The following is a 12,992-nucleotide window of genomic DNA, read 5'->3' as shown; positions in this document are numbered from 1 at the left end:
ACAGGAGCCCCGCTGCGACGTCCGCGCAGCGGGGCTCCGTGCTGTCCGCGCGGCTACCGCAGCGGCCCGGTGACGCTCTCCACGGCCGCGACCAGCCGGCCGTCCCGCACGAAGGCGTCCGCCGCCGCGAGGTCGGGGGCGAGGAAGCGGTCGGGACCGGGACCCCGCACACCCGCCTTGCGTACGGCCTCGATGACGGCCCGGGAGGCGGGCGCGGGGGCGAGGCCCTCGCGCAGCTCGATGCCGCGGGTGGCGGCGTAGAGCTCGACGGCGATGACCCGGGTCAGGTTGTCCACGGCGGTACGGAGCTTGCGCGCGGCCGACCAGCCCATCGACACGTGGTCCTCCTGCATGGCGGAGGACGGGATGGAGTCGGCGGAGGCGGGTACGGCCAGCCGCTTCAACTCGCTGACCAGGGCGGCCTGCGTGTACTGGGCGATCATGAGCCCCGAGTCCACACCGGCGTCGTCCGCGAGGAACGGCGGCAGGCCGTGGCTGCGGTTCTTGTCGAGCAGCCGGTCCGTGCGCCGCTCGGCGATGGAGGCGAGGTCGGCCGCGGCGATGGCGAGGAAGTCCAGGACGTAGGCGACGGGGGCGCCGTGGAAGTTGCCGTTGGACTCGACGCGTCCGTCCGCCAGGACCACGGGGTTGTCCACGGCCGAGGCCAGCTCCCGCTCGGCGACGAGCCGGGCGTGCGCCATGGTGTCCCGGCCCGCCCCGGCGACCTGCGGAGCGCACCGCACGGAGTAGGCGTCCTGGACCCGCGGGGCGTCGTCCTGGTGGTGCCCGGTGAGCTGCGAGTCCTTCAGTACGGCGAGCATGTTGGCGGCGGAGGCGCCCTGCCCCGGGTGAGGGCGGATGGCGTGCAGCTCGGGCGCGAGCACCTTGTCGGTCCCGAGCAGCGCCTCCAGGGAGAGCGCGGCGGTGATGTCGGCGGACTTGTAGAGCGTGTCCAGATCGGCGAGGGCCATGATCAGCATGCCGAGCATGCCGTCGGTGCCGTTGAGCAGGGCGAGGCCCTCCTTCTCGCGCAGCTCGACGGGGGCGATGCCGTGCTCGGCGAGCAGTTCCCCGGCCGACCGTACGGTCCCGTCCGGCCCCTCGGCCTCGCCCTCGCCCATGAGCGCGAGGGCGCAGTGGGAGAGCGGGGCGAGGTCGCCGGAGCAGCCGAGGGAGCCGTACTCGTGGACGACCGGGGTGATACCGGCGTTCAGGAGGTCGGCCATGGTCTGCGCGACCTCGGGGCGGACGCCGGTGTGCCCCGAGCAGACGGTCTTGAGCCGCAGGAACATGAGCGCGCGCACGACCTCGCGCTCCACCCGCGGGCCCATTCCAGCGGCATGCGAGCGGACGATGTTCCGCTGGAGCTGGGCGCGCAGTTCCTGGCTGATGTGCCGGGTCGCGAGGGCCCCGAAGCCGGTGGAGACGCCGTAGACGGGCTCGGGCTTGGCCGCCAGCGCGTCCACGATCTCGCGGGCCGCGGCGAGGGCGCCCACGGCTTCCTGGCTCAGCTCGACCCGGGCGCCGTCGCGCGCCACGGCGAGAACGTCGGACGCGGTGACTCCGGACGTCCCCACCACCACAGTGTGCATATCCATATTCAGGAGCGTACGCACTGAATTCCGAGATGTCACCAGTGGGAGCGGGGTTCGCCCCTTACCTGCGTCCGCGGAAGCGCCGACGCTCCGCGGTCCGCGGTTCGGTGGAGGGAGCGTCGGCCAGTTGCACGACGGGATCGTCGGGGCCCTCCCGGCCCGCGACCACCGGTTTGGTCGCGCGCATGGCCTTGGCCCGGTACTGGGCGGCGTCGGCCAGCCGGAAGAGGCGGCGGGCGGAGCGGACCGGGCCGATGGGGTCGGCGGTGGAGGCGACCCCGCAGGCGACGCCCTCGCCCAGCTCCAACTCGGCCGCCCTGCGGCACAGTTCGTCGGCGGCGCGGACGACGTCGTCGGCGGGCGGGCCGACGGCGAGCAGACAGAACTCGTCGCCGCCGAGCCGGGCCGCGAGGGCGCCGGGGAGCATGGCACCGCACAGGGAGAGGACCGAGCCGAAGCGTTCCAGCAGGCGGTCGCCGACGGCGTGCCCGCGGGTGTCGTTGACGCGCTTGAGTCCGTTCAGGTCGCAGACGACGAGGCTGACGACGACACCGTCCCTGCGATGCCGTTCGACGGCCTCGTCGAGGCGTCCGTCCACCGCACGGCGGTTGGCGAGACCGGTGAGCGCGTCGGTGTAGGCCAGCCGCCGGGCCTCCTCCAGCCGCTCCGCCTGCGCGATGCCGGCGGCGACGACGGAGGCGAGGACGGTGGCGAAGTCGGCGTCGGCGCGCTCGAAGAGGGGGGCGCCGACCGGGCGGGCCACGTACAACTCCCCCCACGCCCGGCCGTGCAGCACGATGGGGGCGACGACGCAGCACCCACGGCCGCGGCGGCGCAGTGCGGCGACGCGCTGGTGGACGTACCCGGGGCGCCCGCCGGCCGGGGCCGGCCCCTCCGCGGTCTCGACCCAGGCGTTGGGCTCGCCGCCACCGGCCCAGCGCTCGTGCAGGAACTCGGTGATCTCGGGGAACTGGTGCACGGGATAGGCCTCGTCCTCGGGGAACTCGGCCTCGCCGTCGGCCCGGTCACCCACATTGACGAGCACCCGCAACCGCCCCAGTTCCCGCTCCCACACGGACAGCGCGGCGAAGCTCCCCCCGAGCGCCCGGCAGGCCCCGCTCGCGGCGGCCCGCCAGGCCTCCCGCGAAGAATGCGCCGCCGCCATCCCCTGCGCCAGCCCCACAACGGCCGCCAGCCGAACATCCTCACCCATCACCCCAGGCTAGGGAGGTTCCGGGCAAACAGGGACATTGATACGGCGAACAGGTGTCGCGGAACCGACGCCGCCGCCCCCTTGCACGCAGCGGCGCCGTTCCAGGCCCGCGGAACCGTCACTCGCCCGGCCACTGCGGCTTGCGCTTCTCGTTGAAGGCCGCGACTCCCTCCGCGCGGTCCCCCGAGAACGCCACCGAGCGCCAGGCCGCGTCCTCGACCTCCAGGCCCGCCCGCAGGTCCAGGCCGTGGCCGAGGCGCAGCGCACGCTTCGCCGCCCGCAGGCCCACCGGCGAGTTACCGGCGATCGTCGCGGCCAGGGACAGCGCGGCCTCGCGGTCGCGCCCCGGTTCCACCAGTTCGTCCACGAGCCCCAGCGCCCGCGCCTCCGCCGCCTCCAGCCGCCGCGCCGTGAAGATCAGCTCCGCCGCTCGCGCCGCCCCGACCCGCCGGGGCAGCAACTGCGTACCGCCGCCCCCGGGAATCACGCCCACCGACACCTCGGGCAGCCCCACCACGGCCGTCGCGTCGGCCACGATCAGGTCGCACGACAGCGCCAGCTCGAACCCGCCCCCGAGCGCGAACCCGTGCACCGCCGCGATCGTCGGCACCGGAAGTTCCAGCACCCCCGTGTACGCCCCCCGCGCCACCGGCCGCTGCCGCACCAGATCCGCGTCGCTGAAGGAGTTCCGCTCCTTCAGATCCGCCCCCACGCAGAACGCCCGCTCGTGCGTGGAGGTCAGCACCACCACCCGGACCCCGCTGTCCGACCCCAGCGCCGCACACGCCGCCCCCACCGACCGCGCCATCTCCGTCGACACCGCGTTCATGGCCTTGGGCCGGTCCAGGGCGAGTTCCGCGACATGCCCGCCGTCCCCGTGCCGCCGTACCAGCACGAACTCCCCGTACCGCTCCTCGCTCATGACACCCTCCGGTTAACGCGGGTTAACAACAACCGTCCCGATCATCGCAGCCCGTCCCCCCAGGGGGAAGCCACCCCGTTCGGGTGATATCCCCCGTAACCGCACTCCCCCGCCCCCCGGAGCGCATAGCGTGCGTCCGCCACGGCGCAACGGGGGCGCCGGCGCGGCGGGAGGTATCGAGATGGCGGTTACGGAATCGTCCGAGGCGGTGACCGGGCAGGGCGCGGAGGACTCCACGGCCGCGGTCCCACCGCTCCGGCTGTTCGGACCCCGCGGCCGGCACCGCCGCCCCCGCCCCCGCAAGGCCCTGCTCGCGGCGGGCGGCCTCGCCCTGGCCGCCGGCGCCCTGAGCCTCGTACGGCTGACTCCGGAGTCCGGGCTCGGCGGCCTCGGCGCGCCGGAGGCGGAACCGTGGGCGGACGGGGACACGGACACCGGCCCCTCGGGCACGGACCGCGCCACCAACGCCGCCGCGACGGTGGGCCCGGTGCCCCGGGTCAGTCCGTCCGCGACCTCCGCCATGGGCGGCCTGACCACCACACCCACGGCGTCCGCCACCCTCGTCCCGACACCGTCCGCCACGACGGCCGCACCGCCCCCGGACCCTGGGACGACGACCATCCCGCAGGCCCCGAACACCCCCGCTCCCCAGCCACCGCGGACGACGAGCCCCAGCACCCCTCAGCCACCCGCGGCCGCGCCGACGCCCGCCCCCAGCAGACCCGCGGAGCCCCCGAGCCCACAGCCGTCACCCAGCCCGACGGACCGCCCCGGCGTCTGTGTGCCGATCATCGGGCTCTGCGTGGACCCGCTCACCGCGCGCCACCACTGACCGCGAGGGCTACGACGGCGGTCCGTCGCGCCGCGTGAGCAGCCAGGGCTCGACGACCCCGAGTCCACGCACGGGCCGCTGCCACATCGGCTGCAGCGCGAAGCGGTACGTCGGGGGCTCCTCGCCCTCCTTCTCGGCGGCCGCCGCGGCCTCCGCCGCCTCCGCCTCGGAGGCCGGCGCCTCACCGGTCCGGATCAGCTCCTCGGCGAACGCGCTGTCCACGAGGACGGCGTCCCGTGGCGCTATCGACGTCAGCCGGGAGGCGAGGTTCACGGTCGTACCGAAGACATCGCCCATCCGGGTGGTCACCGTGCCGAAGGCGATGCCGACCCGCAGTTCGGGCATGGTCTCGTCGTTCGCCATCGTCTCGATGAGCCGCAGCGCGATCTCGGCGGCGACACCCGCGTCGTCCGCGGAGTAGAGCACCTCGTCACCGAGCGTCTTGATGAGCCGTCCGCCGCGGGCCGCCACCAGGTCGGCGGCGGTGGTCTCGAAGGCCTCGACGAGTTCGCCGAGCTCCTCTTCCTCCATCCGGCGGGTCAGCCGGGTGAACCCGACGAGGTCGGCGAAGCCGACGGCGAGGCGCCGGTCCACCATCTCCTCGTCGTCGGCGGCCTGGACGACGCGCCCGGTCGCGGCGGCGAGCTGGCGGCGCCAGACGTAGACAAGGAACTCCTCCAGCTCGGGCAGGAGCAGCTCGACCAGCGGGTACGTGACCTCGGTGCGCGTCATGCCCGGCTCGGGCGGCTCGGTGAGGCCCTCCAGGAAGGAGTCGATCTGCCACTCGGCGAGCCGGGCGGTGGTCTGGCCGGTGGATCTGGCCACCTGCACGGCCATCGCCTCGCTGAGCAGCCCCGCCTCGACGAGACCGGCGAGGCGCCTGAGCGCCAGCACGTCGGCCTCGGTCAGCGCCTTGGCCTGCCCGATGTCGGCGAAGCCCATGGCCCGCCAGAAACGGGAGGCCAGCTCCATGGAGACACCGGCGCTGCGGGCGGCCTGAAAAGGGGTGTAGCGCCGCTCCGCGCCGAGGATGAGCTGTTCCAGCCGCAGGGCGAGCGGGTCGTCGCCGGGGTCGGCGGCGTGGGGGTCCATGCCGGAGCCCGTGTCGTCGACGGTCACGCCTGCTGCCCTTCCGATCTGCCGCGGTCAGGTATCGACCGGCCCCAACTCTACGGCAGGTGTGCGCCAGCTCACTCCGTCAAGCACGGCGAACCCTTCCGCGACGACACCGGTTCCTGTAGGTGCTGCGGCGCCACCGACGCACCCGCACGCCGTCACGCCGGACGCAGGTGCACGATGTCTCCCGCCCCCACCGGCTCCTGTACCCCGTCCTCCGTCGCGATCACCAGCCGGCCGTCGCCGTCCACGGCCACCGCCTCGCCCACGATCGCCCGGTCCCCCGGCAGCTCCGCCCGCACCACCCGCCCGAGCGTCGCGCACCCCGCCGCGTAGGCCTCCAGGAGGCCGCTCTCGCCCGGGTCACCCCCGGCCGAGCGCCACCGCCCGTACCAGTCCTCCAAGGACCGCAGTACCGCCCGCAGCAGGGGATCCCGGTCCGTGCTCACCGCGCCGGCCAGGGCCAGCGAACCCGCCTGGGGCACCGGCAGCTCGTCCTCCTTCAGGGTGACGTTGATGCCGACGCCCACCACCACCCCGTCGTCGCCGGCCCGCTCCGCCAGGATCCCCCCGGCCTTGCGCTCCTCGCCGCCGACGGTCACCAGGACGTCGTTCGGCCACTTGAGTGCCGTGTCGACCCCCGCGGAACGCGAAAGCCCCGCCGCCACCGCCACACCCGTGAGCAGCGGCAGCCAGCCCCATCTGGCCACCGGGATCTCGGCAGGCTTCAGCAGGACCGAGAAGAACAGGCCGGAGCGCGCGGGCGCCGTCCACTGCCGGTCCAGGCGTCCCCGCCCGGCCGTCTGTTCCTCCGCGACGAGGACCGCGCCCTCCTCGGCGGTGCCCGCCACGGCCAGCCCCACCAGGTCGGCGTTGGTGGAGCCGGTGCTCTGCACCACCTCCACGTCGCAGTAGAGGCCCTCGTGCCCGCCGTCCCGGACCAGTGCCCGGCGCAGCGCGGCCGCGTTGAGCGGCGGGCGGTCGAGGTCGGACCAGCGGCTGTCGTCTGATGCATCTCGCGGCGTCATGCAAGCCACCCTAGGTGTGGTAAACGCCGCACTGCCGATTGGTAGGCGCGCCACTACTCTACGGATGAGTAACCGTCCCCCCTTTTGAGCAGGCAGGGAGCCGCGATCCCGATGTCCGAGCCGGAAGAGCAGATCGACATCCACACCACCGCGGGCAAGCTCGCGGATCTTCAGCGCCGTATCGAGGAAGCGACGCACGCCGGCTCCGCACGCGCCGTGGAGAAGCAGCACGCCAAGGGCAAGCTGACGGCCCGTGAGCGCATCGAACTCCTTCTCGACGAGGGGTCCTTCGTCGAGCTGGACGAGTTCGCCCGGCACCGTTCCACCAACTTCGGCCTGGAGAACAACCGCCCCTACGGCGACGGTGTCGTCACCGGGTACGGGACCGTGGACGGCCGTCCGGTGGCGGTGTTCTCGCAGGACTTCACCGTTTTCGGTGGGGCGCTGGGCGAGGTCTACGGCCAGAAGATCGTCAAGGTGATGGACTTCGCCCTGAAGACGGGCTGCCCGGTGATCGGTATCAACGACTCCGGCGGCGCGCGGATCCAGGAGGGTGTGGCCTCGCTGGGCGCGTACGGGGAGATCTTCCGCCGCAACACGCACGCGTCGGGGGTGATCCCGCAGATCAGCCTGGTCGTCGGGCCGTGTGCGGGCGGGGCGGTGTATTCGCCGGCGATCACCGACTTCACGGTGATGGTGGACCAGACCTCGCACATGTTCATCACCGGTCCGGACGTCATCAAGACGGTCACCGGTGAGGACGTGGGGTTCGAGGAGCTGGGCGGTGCGCGGACGCACAACTCGGCTTCGGGCGTGGCGCATCACATGGCGGGGGACGAGAAGGACGCGATCGAGTACGTCAAGCAGCTGCTGTCGTATCTGCCGTCCAACAACCTCTCCGAGCCGCCGGTGTTCGTGGAGGAGGCGGACCTGGAGCTCACGGACGAGGACCGTGAGCTGGATGTGATGGTGCCGGACAGCGCGAACCAGCCGTACGACATGCACGCGGTGATCGAGCATGTGCTGGACGACGCGGAGTTCTTCGAGACGCAGCCGCTGTTCGCGCCGAACATCCTGACCGGGTTCGGCCGGGTGGAGGGCCGTCCGGTGGGCATCGTCGCCAACCAGCCGATGCAGTTCGCGGGCTGTCTGGACATCGACGCGTCGGAGAAGGCGGCGCGGTTCGTGCGGACGTGTGACGCGTTCAATGTGCCGGTGCTCACCTTCGTGGACGTGCCGGGGTTCCTGCCGGGTGTGGACCAGGAGCACACCGGCATCATCCGCCGGGGCGCCAAGCTGATCTACGCCTACGCGGAGGCGACGGTCCCGCTGATCACCGTGATCACGCGTAAGGCGTTCGGTGGCGCGTACGACGTGATGGGGTCCAAGCATCTGGGTGCCGATCTCAACCTGGCCTGGCCGACCGCGCAGATCGCGGTGATGGGTGCGCAGGGCGCGGTGAACATCCTGCACCGGCGCACGATCGCCGAGGCGGAGGCGGCGGGCGAGGGTGAGGCGACGCGGGCGCGGCTGATCCAGGAGTACGAGGACACGCTGCTGAATCCCTATGTCGCGGCCGAGCGCGGGTACGTGGACTCGGTGATCATGCCGTCCGAGACGCGTCGGCACATCGTGCGGGGGCTGCGTCAGCTGCGTACCAAGCGTGAGTCCCTGCCGCCGAAGAAGCACGGCAACATCCCGCTGTGAAGGAGCCGTTGTGACGATCAAGGTCTTGCGGGGCAACCCGACACCGGAGGAGCTGGCCGCCGCCCTGGCGGTGGTCCGCGCCCGCGCCGCGGCGGCTTCGGCCGAGCCGCCCGGCGCGCAGGGCCCGAGGGACGCCTGGTCCGACCCGGGACGGATCGCCGCCCGCCGCCTCCCGCAGCCGGGTGCGGCGACGTGGGCACGTACCTACTGGCCCGGGTAGAACGCGTAAGGGGCGCGGGCCTGCACCGGCGTGCGCTCCGGCGCGGGGGCGCACGGTAGCGGAACCGAGGGCGCCATTTGAGTACGCGTACTCAGGCGCCCTCCCCCGGTCCAGCCGCACGCTGGTGACATGCTGTGGTCCGACCCCGAAGACGAACCGCCCCAAGAGCTGCGCGACATGCAGAACATGCTGCGCAGACTGGGCGTCTTCGTGGCCGTGGCCATGGTGCTCGCGATGCTCGTGACCGGACTACGCTGATCCCATGACCGATCAGCCGCGCCGCCGACTCGTCCTGGCCTCCCAGTCCCCCGCCCGACTGAACCTGTTGCGGCAGGCCGGGCTGGACCCCGAGGTCATCGTGAGCGGCGTCGACGAGGACGCCGTCACCGCGCCCACCCCCGCCGAGCTGGCGCTCGCCCTGGCCGAGGCGAAGGCCTCCGTGGTGGCGGCGAAGCCGGAGGTCATGGGCGCCCTGGTGATCGGCTGCGACTCGGTCCTCGACCTGGACGGCCAGGCGCTCGGCAAGCCCGCCGACGCCGAGGAGGCCACGGCCCGCTGGAAGTCGATGCGCGGCCGGGCCGGCACCCTGCAGACGGGCCACTGCGTCTGGGACACGGCCGGCGGACGGTACGCCTCCGCCACCGCCTCGACGGTCGTCCGCTTCGGCGAACCGACCGACGAGGAGGTCGCCGCGTACGTCGCCTCCGGCGAACCCCTCTACGTCGCGGGCGCGTTCACCCTCGACGGCCGCTCGGCCCCCTTCATCGACGGCATCGACGGCGACCACGGCAACGTCATCGGCATCAGCCTGCCGCTGATCCGCCGACTGCTGGCGCAACTGGGCGTCGGCATCACGGAGTTGTGGGCGCCGGCGGACCGGTGACCGGCGGCGGCCCCTCTCCCTCGGGCGCGGGCACGGCGTCGGAGGGCTCCGCGGTGCTGTCGTAGGTCATCAGCAACAGCACTATCAGGCCCAGCATCACCACCATGAACACGAACTCCGCCACGCCCAGCAGCCCCCAGGCGAAGGCGCCCAGCAGACCGTGGACCACCGCCGCGCTGATCAGCAGGACGCGGCCGAAGCCCGCCGCCGGGCGGTCGCGCAGGGCCATCAGGAGCGCCACGACGCCGCACAGGGCGAAGTAGGCGCCGAAGAGCAGGCCGCCGATCTTCGAGGACAGTGACATCACGTCGGGGTCCAGCCCCGCCAGGGACATGTCCTGACGGTCGACCACGACCCCCATGAACCACTGGACCGCCGCGATGCCGAGCGCCTCGGCGAAGAGCACGACCGCCACCACCCATGCCACCGGTCTGCGCACCACCGGCCCCCACCCACTTCCCACACTTCCGAGCGCTCTAGCGCCGTCCTAGCAGGACTGCGGTTACTCCAAGTACGTTCAAGACATCGCGAACGCTACTAACGGGTAAACCTCGGGACAAGGGTTCTGGGAGGGGCAAAGAATCGTTGGGCCATTCGTAGGGACTCCACAAAGAATCGGAGTGGGCCGCAGCACGCCTTCACAGAGACCTTGACCACACCCGAAGGCTAGGGTTGCCCCGAGGAGTCCGGCGTACCGCGGTGCGACAAGGGATTTCGCGGGTCGAGCGAGCCTCGAATCACGCTCCGTGTGGGCAAGCTCACCATTGGGGACGGGTCGAAGTGCCGTGTCGGCAGTCCCTAAACTCGGCTTGTTTCAAGGAGGGAGCCTCAATCGTGCGCAAGGTGCTCATCGCCAACCGTGGCGAAATCGCTGTCCGCGTGGCCCGGGCGTGCCGGGACGCCGGTATCGCGAGCGTGGCCGTATACGCCGACCCGGACCGGGACGCTCTGCATGTCCGCGCCGCGGATGAGGCGTTCGCCCTGGGCGGTGACACTCCGGCCACCAGCTATCTGGACATCGACAAGGTCTTGAAGGCGGCGCGTGAGTCCGGCGCCGACGCCGTCCACCCGGGCTACGGCTTTCTGTCGGAGAACGCCGATTTCGCCCAGGCCGTTCTCGACGCGGACCTGATCTGGATCGGTCCGCCGCCGCAGGCCATCCGGGACCTCGGTGACAAGGTCGCCGCCCGGCACATCGCGCAGCGCGCGGGCGCCCCGCTGGTCGCGGGCACCCCGGACCCGGTCTCGGGCGCGCAGGAGGTCGTGGCGTTCGCGGAGGAGCACGGCCTGCCGATCGCGATCAAGGCCGCCTTCGGTGGCGGTGGCCGCGGTCTGAAGGTGGCCCGGACCCTCGAAGAGGTGCCCGAGCTGTACGACTCCGCGGTGCGTGAGGCGGTCGCCGCGTTCGGGCGCGGGGAGTGCTTCGTGGAGCGCTACCTGGACAAGCCGCGGCACGTGGAGACCCAGTGCCTGGCCGACTCCCACGGCAACGTGGTCGTCGTGTCCACCCGTGACTGCTCGCTGCAGCGCCGCCACCAGAAGCTGGTCGAGGAAGCCCCGGCCCCGTTCCTGTCCGAGGCGCAGCTCGAACAGCTGTACTCGGCCTCCAAGGCGATTTTGAAGGAGGCCGGTTACGTCGGTGCCGGCACCGTGGAGTTCCTCGTCGGCCTGGACGGCACGATCTCCTTCCTGGAGGTCAACACCCGTCTGCAGGTGGAGCACCCGGTGACCGAGGAGGTCGCCGGCATCGACCTGGTCCGCGAGATGTTCCGGATCGCCGACGGCGAGGAACTCGGCTACGGCGACCCGGCCCTGCGCGGTCACTCCTTCGAGTTCCGCATCAACGGCGAGGACCCGGGCCGCAACTTCCTGCCCGCCCCCGGCACGGTCACCACGTTCGCCCCGCCCTCGGGGCCGGGTGTCCGCCTGGACGCGGGCGTGGAGTCCGGCAGCGTGATCGGCCCGGCCTGGGACTCCCTGCTGGCCAAGCTGATCGTCACCGGCCGCACCCGCAAGGAGGCCCTCGAGCGCGCCGCCCGGGCGCTGGAGGAGTTCCAGGTCGAGGGCATGGCCACCGCCATCCCCTTCCACCGCGCGGTGGTCAAGGACCCGGCGTTCGCGCCCGAGCTGACCGGCTCCAGCGAGGCGTTCACGGTGCACACCCGCTGGATCGAGACCGAGTTCGTCAACGAGATCAAGCCCTTCGCCGCCCCCGCCGACACGGACACGGACGAGGAGTCCGGCCGCGAGACGGTCGTCGTCGAGGTCGGCGGCAAGCGCCTGGAGGTCTCCCTGCCCTCCTCGCTGGGGATGTCGCTGGCCCGCACCGGTCTCGCGGCGGGCGCCAAGCCCAAGCGCCGCGCGGCCAAGAAGTCCGGCCCCGTCGCCTCCGGTGACACCCTCGCCTCCCCGATGCAGGGCACCATCGTCAAGGTCGCCGTCGAGGAAGGCCAGGAAGTCAAGGAAGGCGACCTGGTCGTCGTCCTGGAGGCCATGAAGATGGAGCAGCCCCTCAACGCCCACCGCTCCGGCACCATCAAGGGCCTGTCCGCGGAGGTCGGCGCGTCCATCACCTCCGGCGCCGCGATCTGCGAGATCAAGGACTGAGGCAGTCGTAGGACACCCGAGGCGCCCGGCGGACTGGAGCAGACAGTCCGCCGGGCGCCTCGTCTTTCCCCGTCCCCCGTGACGGCGGCTCCTAGTGCCGGTCCCAGCCCGTGCCGTGCCGGACGACGACGAGTCCGGCGAGGGCGAAGGCGACGCCCATCATCACGAACGACAGGACGGCCAGCGGCATGATGCCGCCCGCGTAGCCGACGACGTTGAGCGGCATGGACAGGATCAGCAGCCAGGCCGCCCAGGGCGCGATCACCCGTCCGCGCAGCAGGGCGACGCCCAGCAGGATCGCGCCGAGGACATGGGCGACGACGAAGTAGAGGGTCGGCGCCGCGACCACCGGCAGCGCGTACGTGCCCTCCCCGGCCTTGGCGAGGGCGTCCAGGCCGACGCCCTCCTCGAGTCCGCCCAGGGTGACCGCGTCCAGCTCCGGTGTCGAGGAGATGGCCAGCAGCCCGGTGCCGAGCAGGACCAGCCCCCACAGCCCCAGCTTCGGCGCGTACCGCATCGCCAGCAGCCCCACCACCAGCGTGCCGATGACGACGCTGGTCCCCCCGAACAGCCAGACCCACAGGCTCACTTCGGTGAGCGTCCGGTCCGCGGCGATGTCCCGGACGATCTCCTCCTCCGAGCCACCGGTCGTGTACGGCACGATCCCGACGCCCAGAGCCAGCAGGAACGGCCCCAGAGCTGTGGTGACACCCAGCAGGATCCGCCCGGTACCGGCCGGCGCACCCGGCTCGGCGGCCGAGGTCGGCGCGCGTGACGGAGTCGCGGTCATGAGTCCCCCTTGGCGGCCGCCCACCCGCGGGGCGCCCTCCGCCAGTGAAGCGAGCGGGCCCGGCCGATGACCATCCGTC

At 72.4% G+C, this 12,992-nt stretch carries 13 protein-coding genes; 6 read left to right on the top strand and 7 right to left on the bottom strand.

From position 1 onward, the window contains the following. Positions 1-53: 53 nt before the first annotated feature. The 3 genes from hutH to ACWDRW_RS06090 all read right to left on the bottom strand — a co-directional run bounded on the left by hutH (position 54) and on the right by ACWDRW_RS06090 (position 3,730). A complete protein-coding gene (gene hutH, locus ACWDRW_RS06100) occupies positions 54-1,592 on the bottom strand; it encodes a histidine ammonia-lyase (protein WP_451720944.1) in 1,539 nt (512 codons plus the stop codon). Between the two features lie 64 nt (positions 1,593-1,656). Next, the gene (locus tag ACWDRW_RS06095) at positions 1,657-2,808 is read right to left on the bottom strand and encodes a diguanylate cyclase domain-containing protein (RefSeq protein ID WP_451720788.1); all 1,152 of its coding nucleotides are present in this window, start codon (positions 2,806-2,808) and stop codon (positions 1,657-1,659) included. 118 nt (positions 2,809-2,926) lie between these two features. Beyond that, positions 2,927-3,730 (bottom strand): enoyl-CoA hydratase/isomerase family protein, encoded by an 804-nt coding sequence (locus ACWDRW_RS06090; protein ID WP_451720786.1) that lies wholly within the window; start codon positions 3,728-3,730, stop codon positions 2,927-2,929. A gap of 181 nt (positions 3,731-3,911) precedes the next feature. Here ACWDRW_RS06090 and ACWDRW_RS06085 point away from each other — a divergent pair, with 181 nt between their 5' ends. Continuing rightward, a complete protein-coding gene (locus ACWDRW_RS06085; RefSeq protein WP_451720784.1) occupies positions 3,912-4,562 on the top strand; it encodes a hypothetical protein in 651 nt (216 codons plus the stop codon). 9 nt (positions 4,563-4,571) lie between these two features. Here ACWDRW_RS06085 and ACWDRW_RS06080 read toward each other — a convergent pair whose 3' ends face one another. Together ACWDRW_RS06080 and ACWDRW_RS06075 are read right to left on the bottom strand one after the other, a co-directional pair. Next, a complete protein-coding gene (locus ACWDRW_RS06080; RefSeq protein WP_451720782.1) occupies positions 4,572-5,681 on the bottom strand; it encodes an adenylate/guanylate cyclase domain-containing protein in 1,110 nt (369 codons plus the stop codon). 155 nt (positions 5,682-5,836) lie between these two features. Continuing rightward, entirely contained in the window at positions 5,837-6,706 is an 870-nt protein-coding gene (locus ACWDRW_RS06075) for a biotin--[acetyl-CoA-carboxylase] ligase (protein WP_451720780.1), read from the bottom strand. A 111-nt stretch (positions 6,707-6,817) separates the two neighbouring features. On the opposite strand from ACWDRW_RS06075, the gene ACWDRW_RS06070 reads away from it, so the two are divergent. From ACWDRW_RS06070 to ACWDRW_RS06055, 4 genes are all read left to right on the top strand, one after another. Further along, the gene (locus ACWDRW_RS06070) at positions 6,818-8,413 is read left to right on the top strand and encodes an acyl-CoA carboxylase subunit beta (protein WP_451720778.1); all 1,596 of its coding nucleotides are present in this window, start codon (positions 6,818-6,820) and stop codon (positions 8,411-8,413) included. 10 nt (positions 8,414-8,423) lie between these two features. Then, positions 8,424-8,633 carry an acyl-CoA carboxylase epsilon subunit gene (locus ACWDRW_RS06065; protein ID WP_451720776.1) on the top strand — a complete coding sequence of 70 codons (210 nt, stop codon included), beginning with the start codon at positions 8,424-8,426 and terminating at the stop codon, positions 8,631-8,633. A 129-nt stretch (positions 8,634-8,762) separates the two neighbouring features. After that, complete coding sequence (mmpB, locus tag ACWDRW_RS06060; protein ID WP_451720774.1) at positions 8,763-8,891, top strand: morphogenic membrane protein MmpB; 129 nt, start codon at positions 8,763-8,765, stop codon at positions 8,889-8,891. Between the two features lie 4 nt (positions 8,892-8,895). Further along, positions 8,896-9,516 carry a Maf family protein gene (locus tag ACWDRW_RS06055; RefSeq protein ID WP_451720772.1) on the top strand — a complete coding sequence of 207 codons (621 nt, stop codon included), beginning with the start codon at positions 8,896-8,898 and terminating at the stop codon, positions 9,514-9,516. Here ACWDRW_RS06055 and ACWDRW_RS06050 read toward each other — a convergent pair. After that, positions 9,485-9,958, bottom strand: a complete 474-nt coding sequence (locus ACWDRW_RS06050) for a hypothetical protein (RefSeq protein ID WP_451720770.1) — start codon at positions 9,956-9,958, stop codon at positions 9,485-9,487. The genes ACWDRW_RS06055 and ACWDRW_RS06050 overlap by 32 nt on opposite strands. A gap of 392 nt (positions 9,959-10,350) precedes the next feature. On the opposite strand from ACWDRW_RS06050, the gene ACWDRW_RS06045 reads away from it, so the two are divergent. Then, the gene (locus ACWDRW_RS06045; RefSeq protein WP_451720768.1) at positions 10,351-12,123 is read left to right on the top strand and encodes an acetyl/propionyl/methylcrotonyl-CoA carboxylase subunit alpha; all 1,773 of its coding nucleotides are present in this window, start codon (positions 10,351-10,353) and stop codon (positions 12,121-12,123) included. Positions 12,124-12,214: 91 nt separating this feature from the next. On the opposite strand, the gene ACWDRW_RS06040 is transcribed toward ACWDRW_RS06045, so the two are convergent. Beyond that, the gene (locus ACWDRW_RS06040; protein WP_451720766.1) at positions 12,215-12,913 is read right to left on the bottom strand and encodes a hypothetical protein; all 699 of its coding nucleotides are present in this window, start codon (positions 12,911-12,913) and stop codon (positions 12,215-12,217) included. Positions 12,914-12,992: the final 79 nt, after the last annotated feature.

The organism is Streptomyces sp. NPDC003635, from assembly GCF_053587635.1.
The sequence above is the reverse complement of the archived record's forward strand: the minus strand, read 5'-3'. Positions and strand labels throughout refer to the sequence as shown.

What these genes read in the sequence shown, in the direction of transcription:
- hutH (WP_451720944.1), bottom strand. Translation starts at nt 1,592, where the DNA reads ATGCACACTGTGGTGGTGGGGACGTCCGGAGTCACCGCGTCCGACGTT.
- ACWDRW_RS06095 (WP_451720788.1), bottom strand. Translation starts at nt 2,808, where the DNA reads ATGGGTGAGGATGTTCGGCTGGCGGCCGTTGTGGGGCTGGCGCAGGGG.
- ACWDRW_RS06090 (WP_451720786.1), bottom strand. Translation starts at nt 3,730, where the DNA reads ATGAGCGAGGAGCGGTACGGGGAGTTCGTGCTGGTACGGCGGCACGGG.
- ACWDRW_RS06085 (WP_451720784.1), top strand. Translation starts at nt 3,912, where the DNA reads ATGGCGGTTACGGAATCGTCCGAGGCGGTGACCGGGCAGGGCGCGGAG.
- ACWDRW_RS06075 (WP_451720780.1), bottom strand. Translation starts at nt 6,706, where the DNA reads ATGACGCCGCGAGATGCATCAGACGACAGCCGCTGGTCCGACCTCGAC.
- ACWDRW_RS06070 (WP_451720778.1), top strand. Translation starts at nt 6,818, where the DNA reads ATGTCCGAGCCGGAAGAGCAGATCGACATCCACACCACCGCGGGCAAG.
- mmpB (WP_451720774.1), top strand. Translation starts at nt 8,763, where the DNA reads ATGCTGTGGTCCGACCCCGAAGACGAACCGCCCCAAGAGCTGCGCGAC.
- ACWDRW_RS06055 (WP_451720772.1), top strand. Translation starts at nt 8,896, where the DNA reads ATGACCGATCAGCCGCGCCGCCGACTCGTCCTGGCCTCCCAGTCCCCC.
- ACWDRW_RS06040 (WP_451720766.1), bottom strand. Translation starts at nt 12,913, where the DNA reads ATGACCGCGACTCCGTCACGCGCGCCGACCTCGGCCGCCGAGCCGGGT.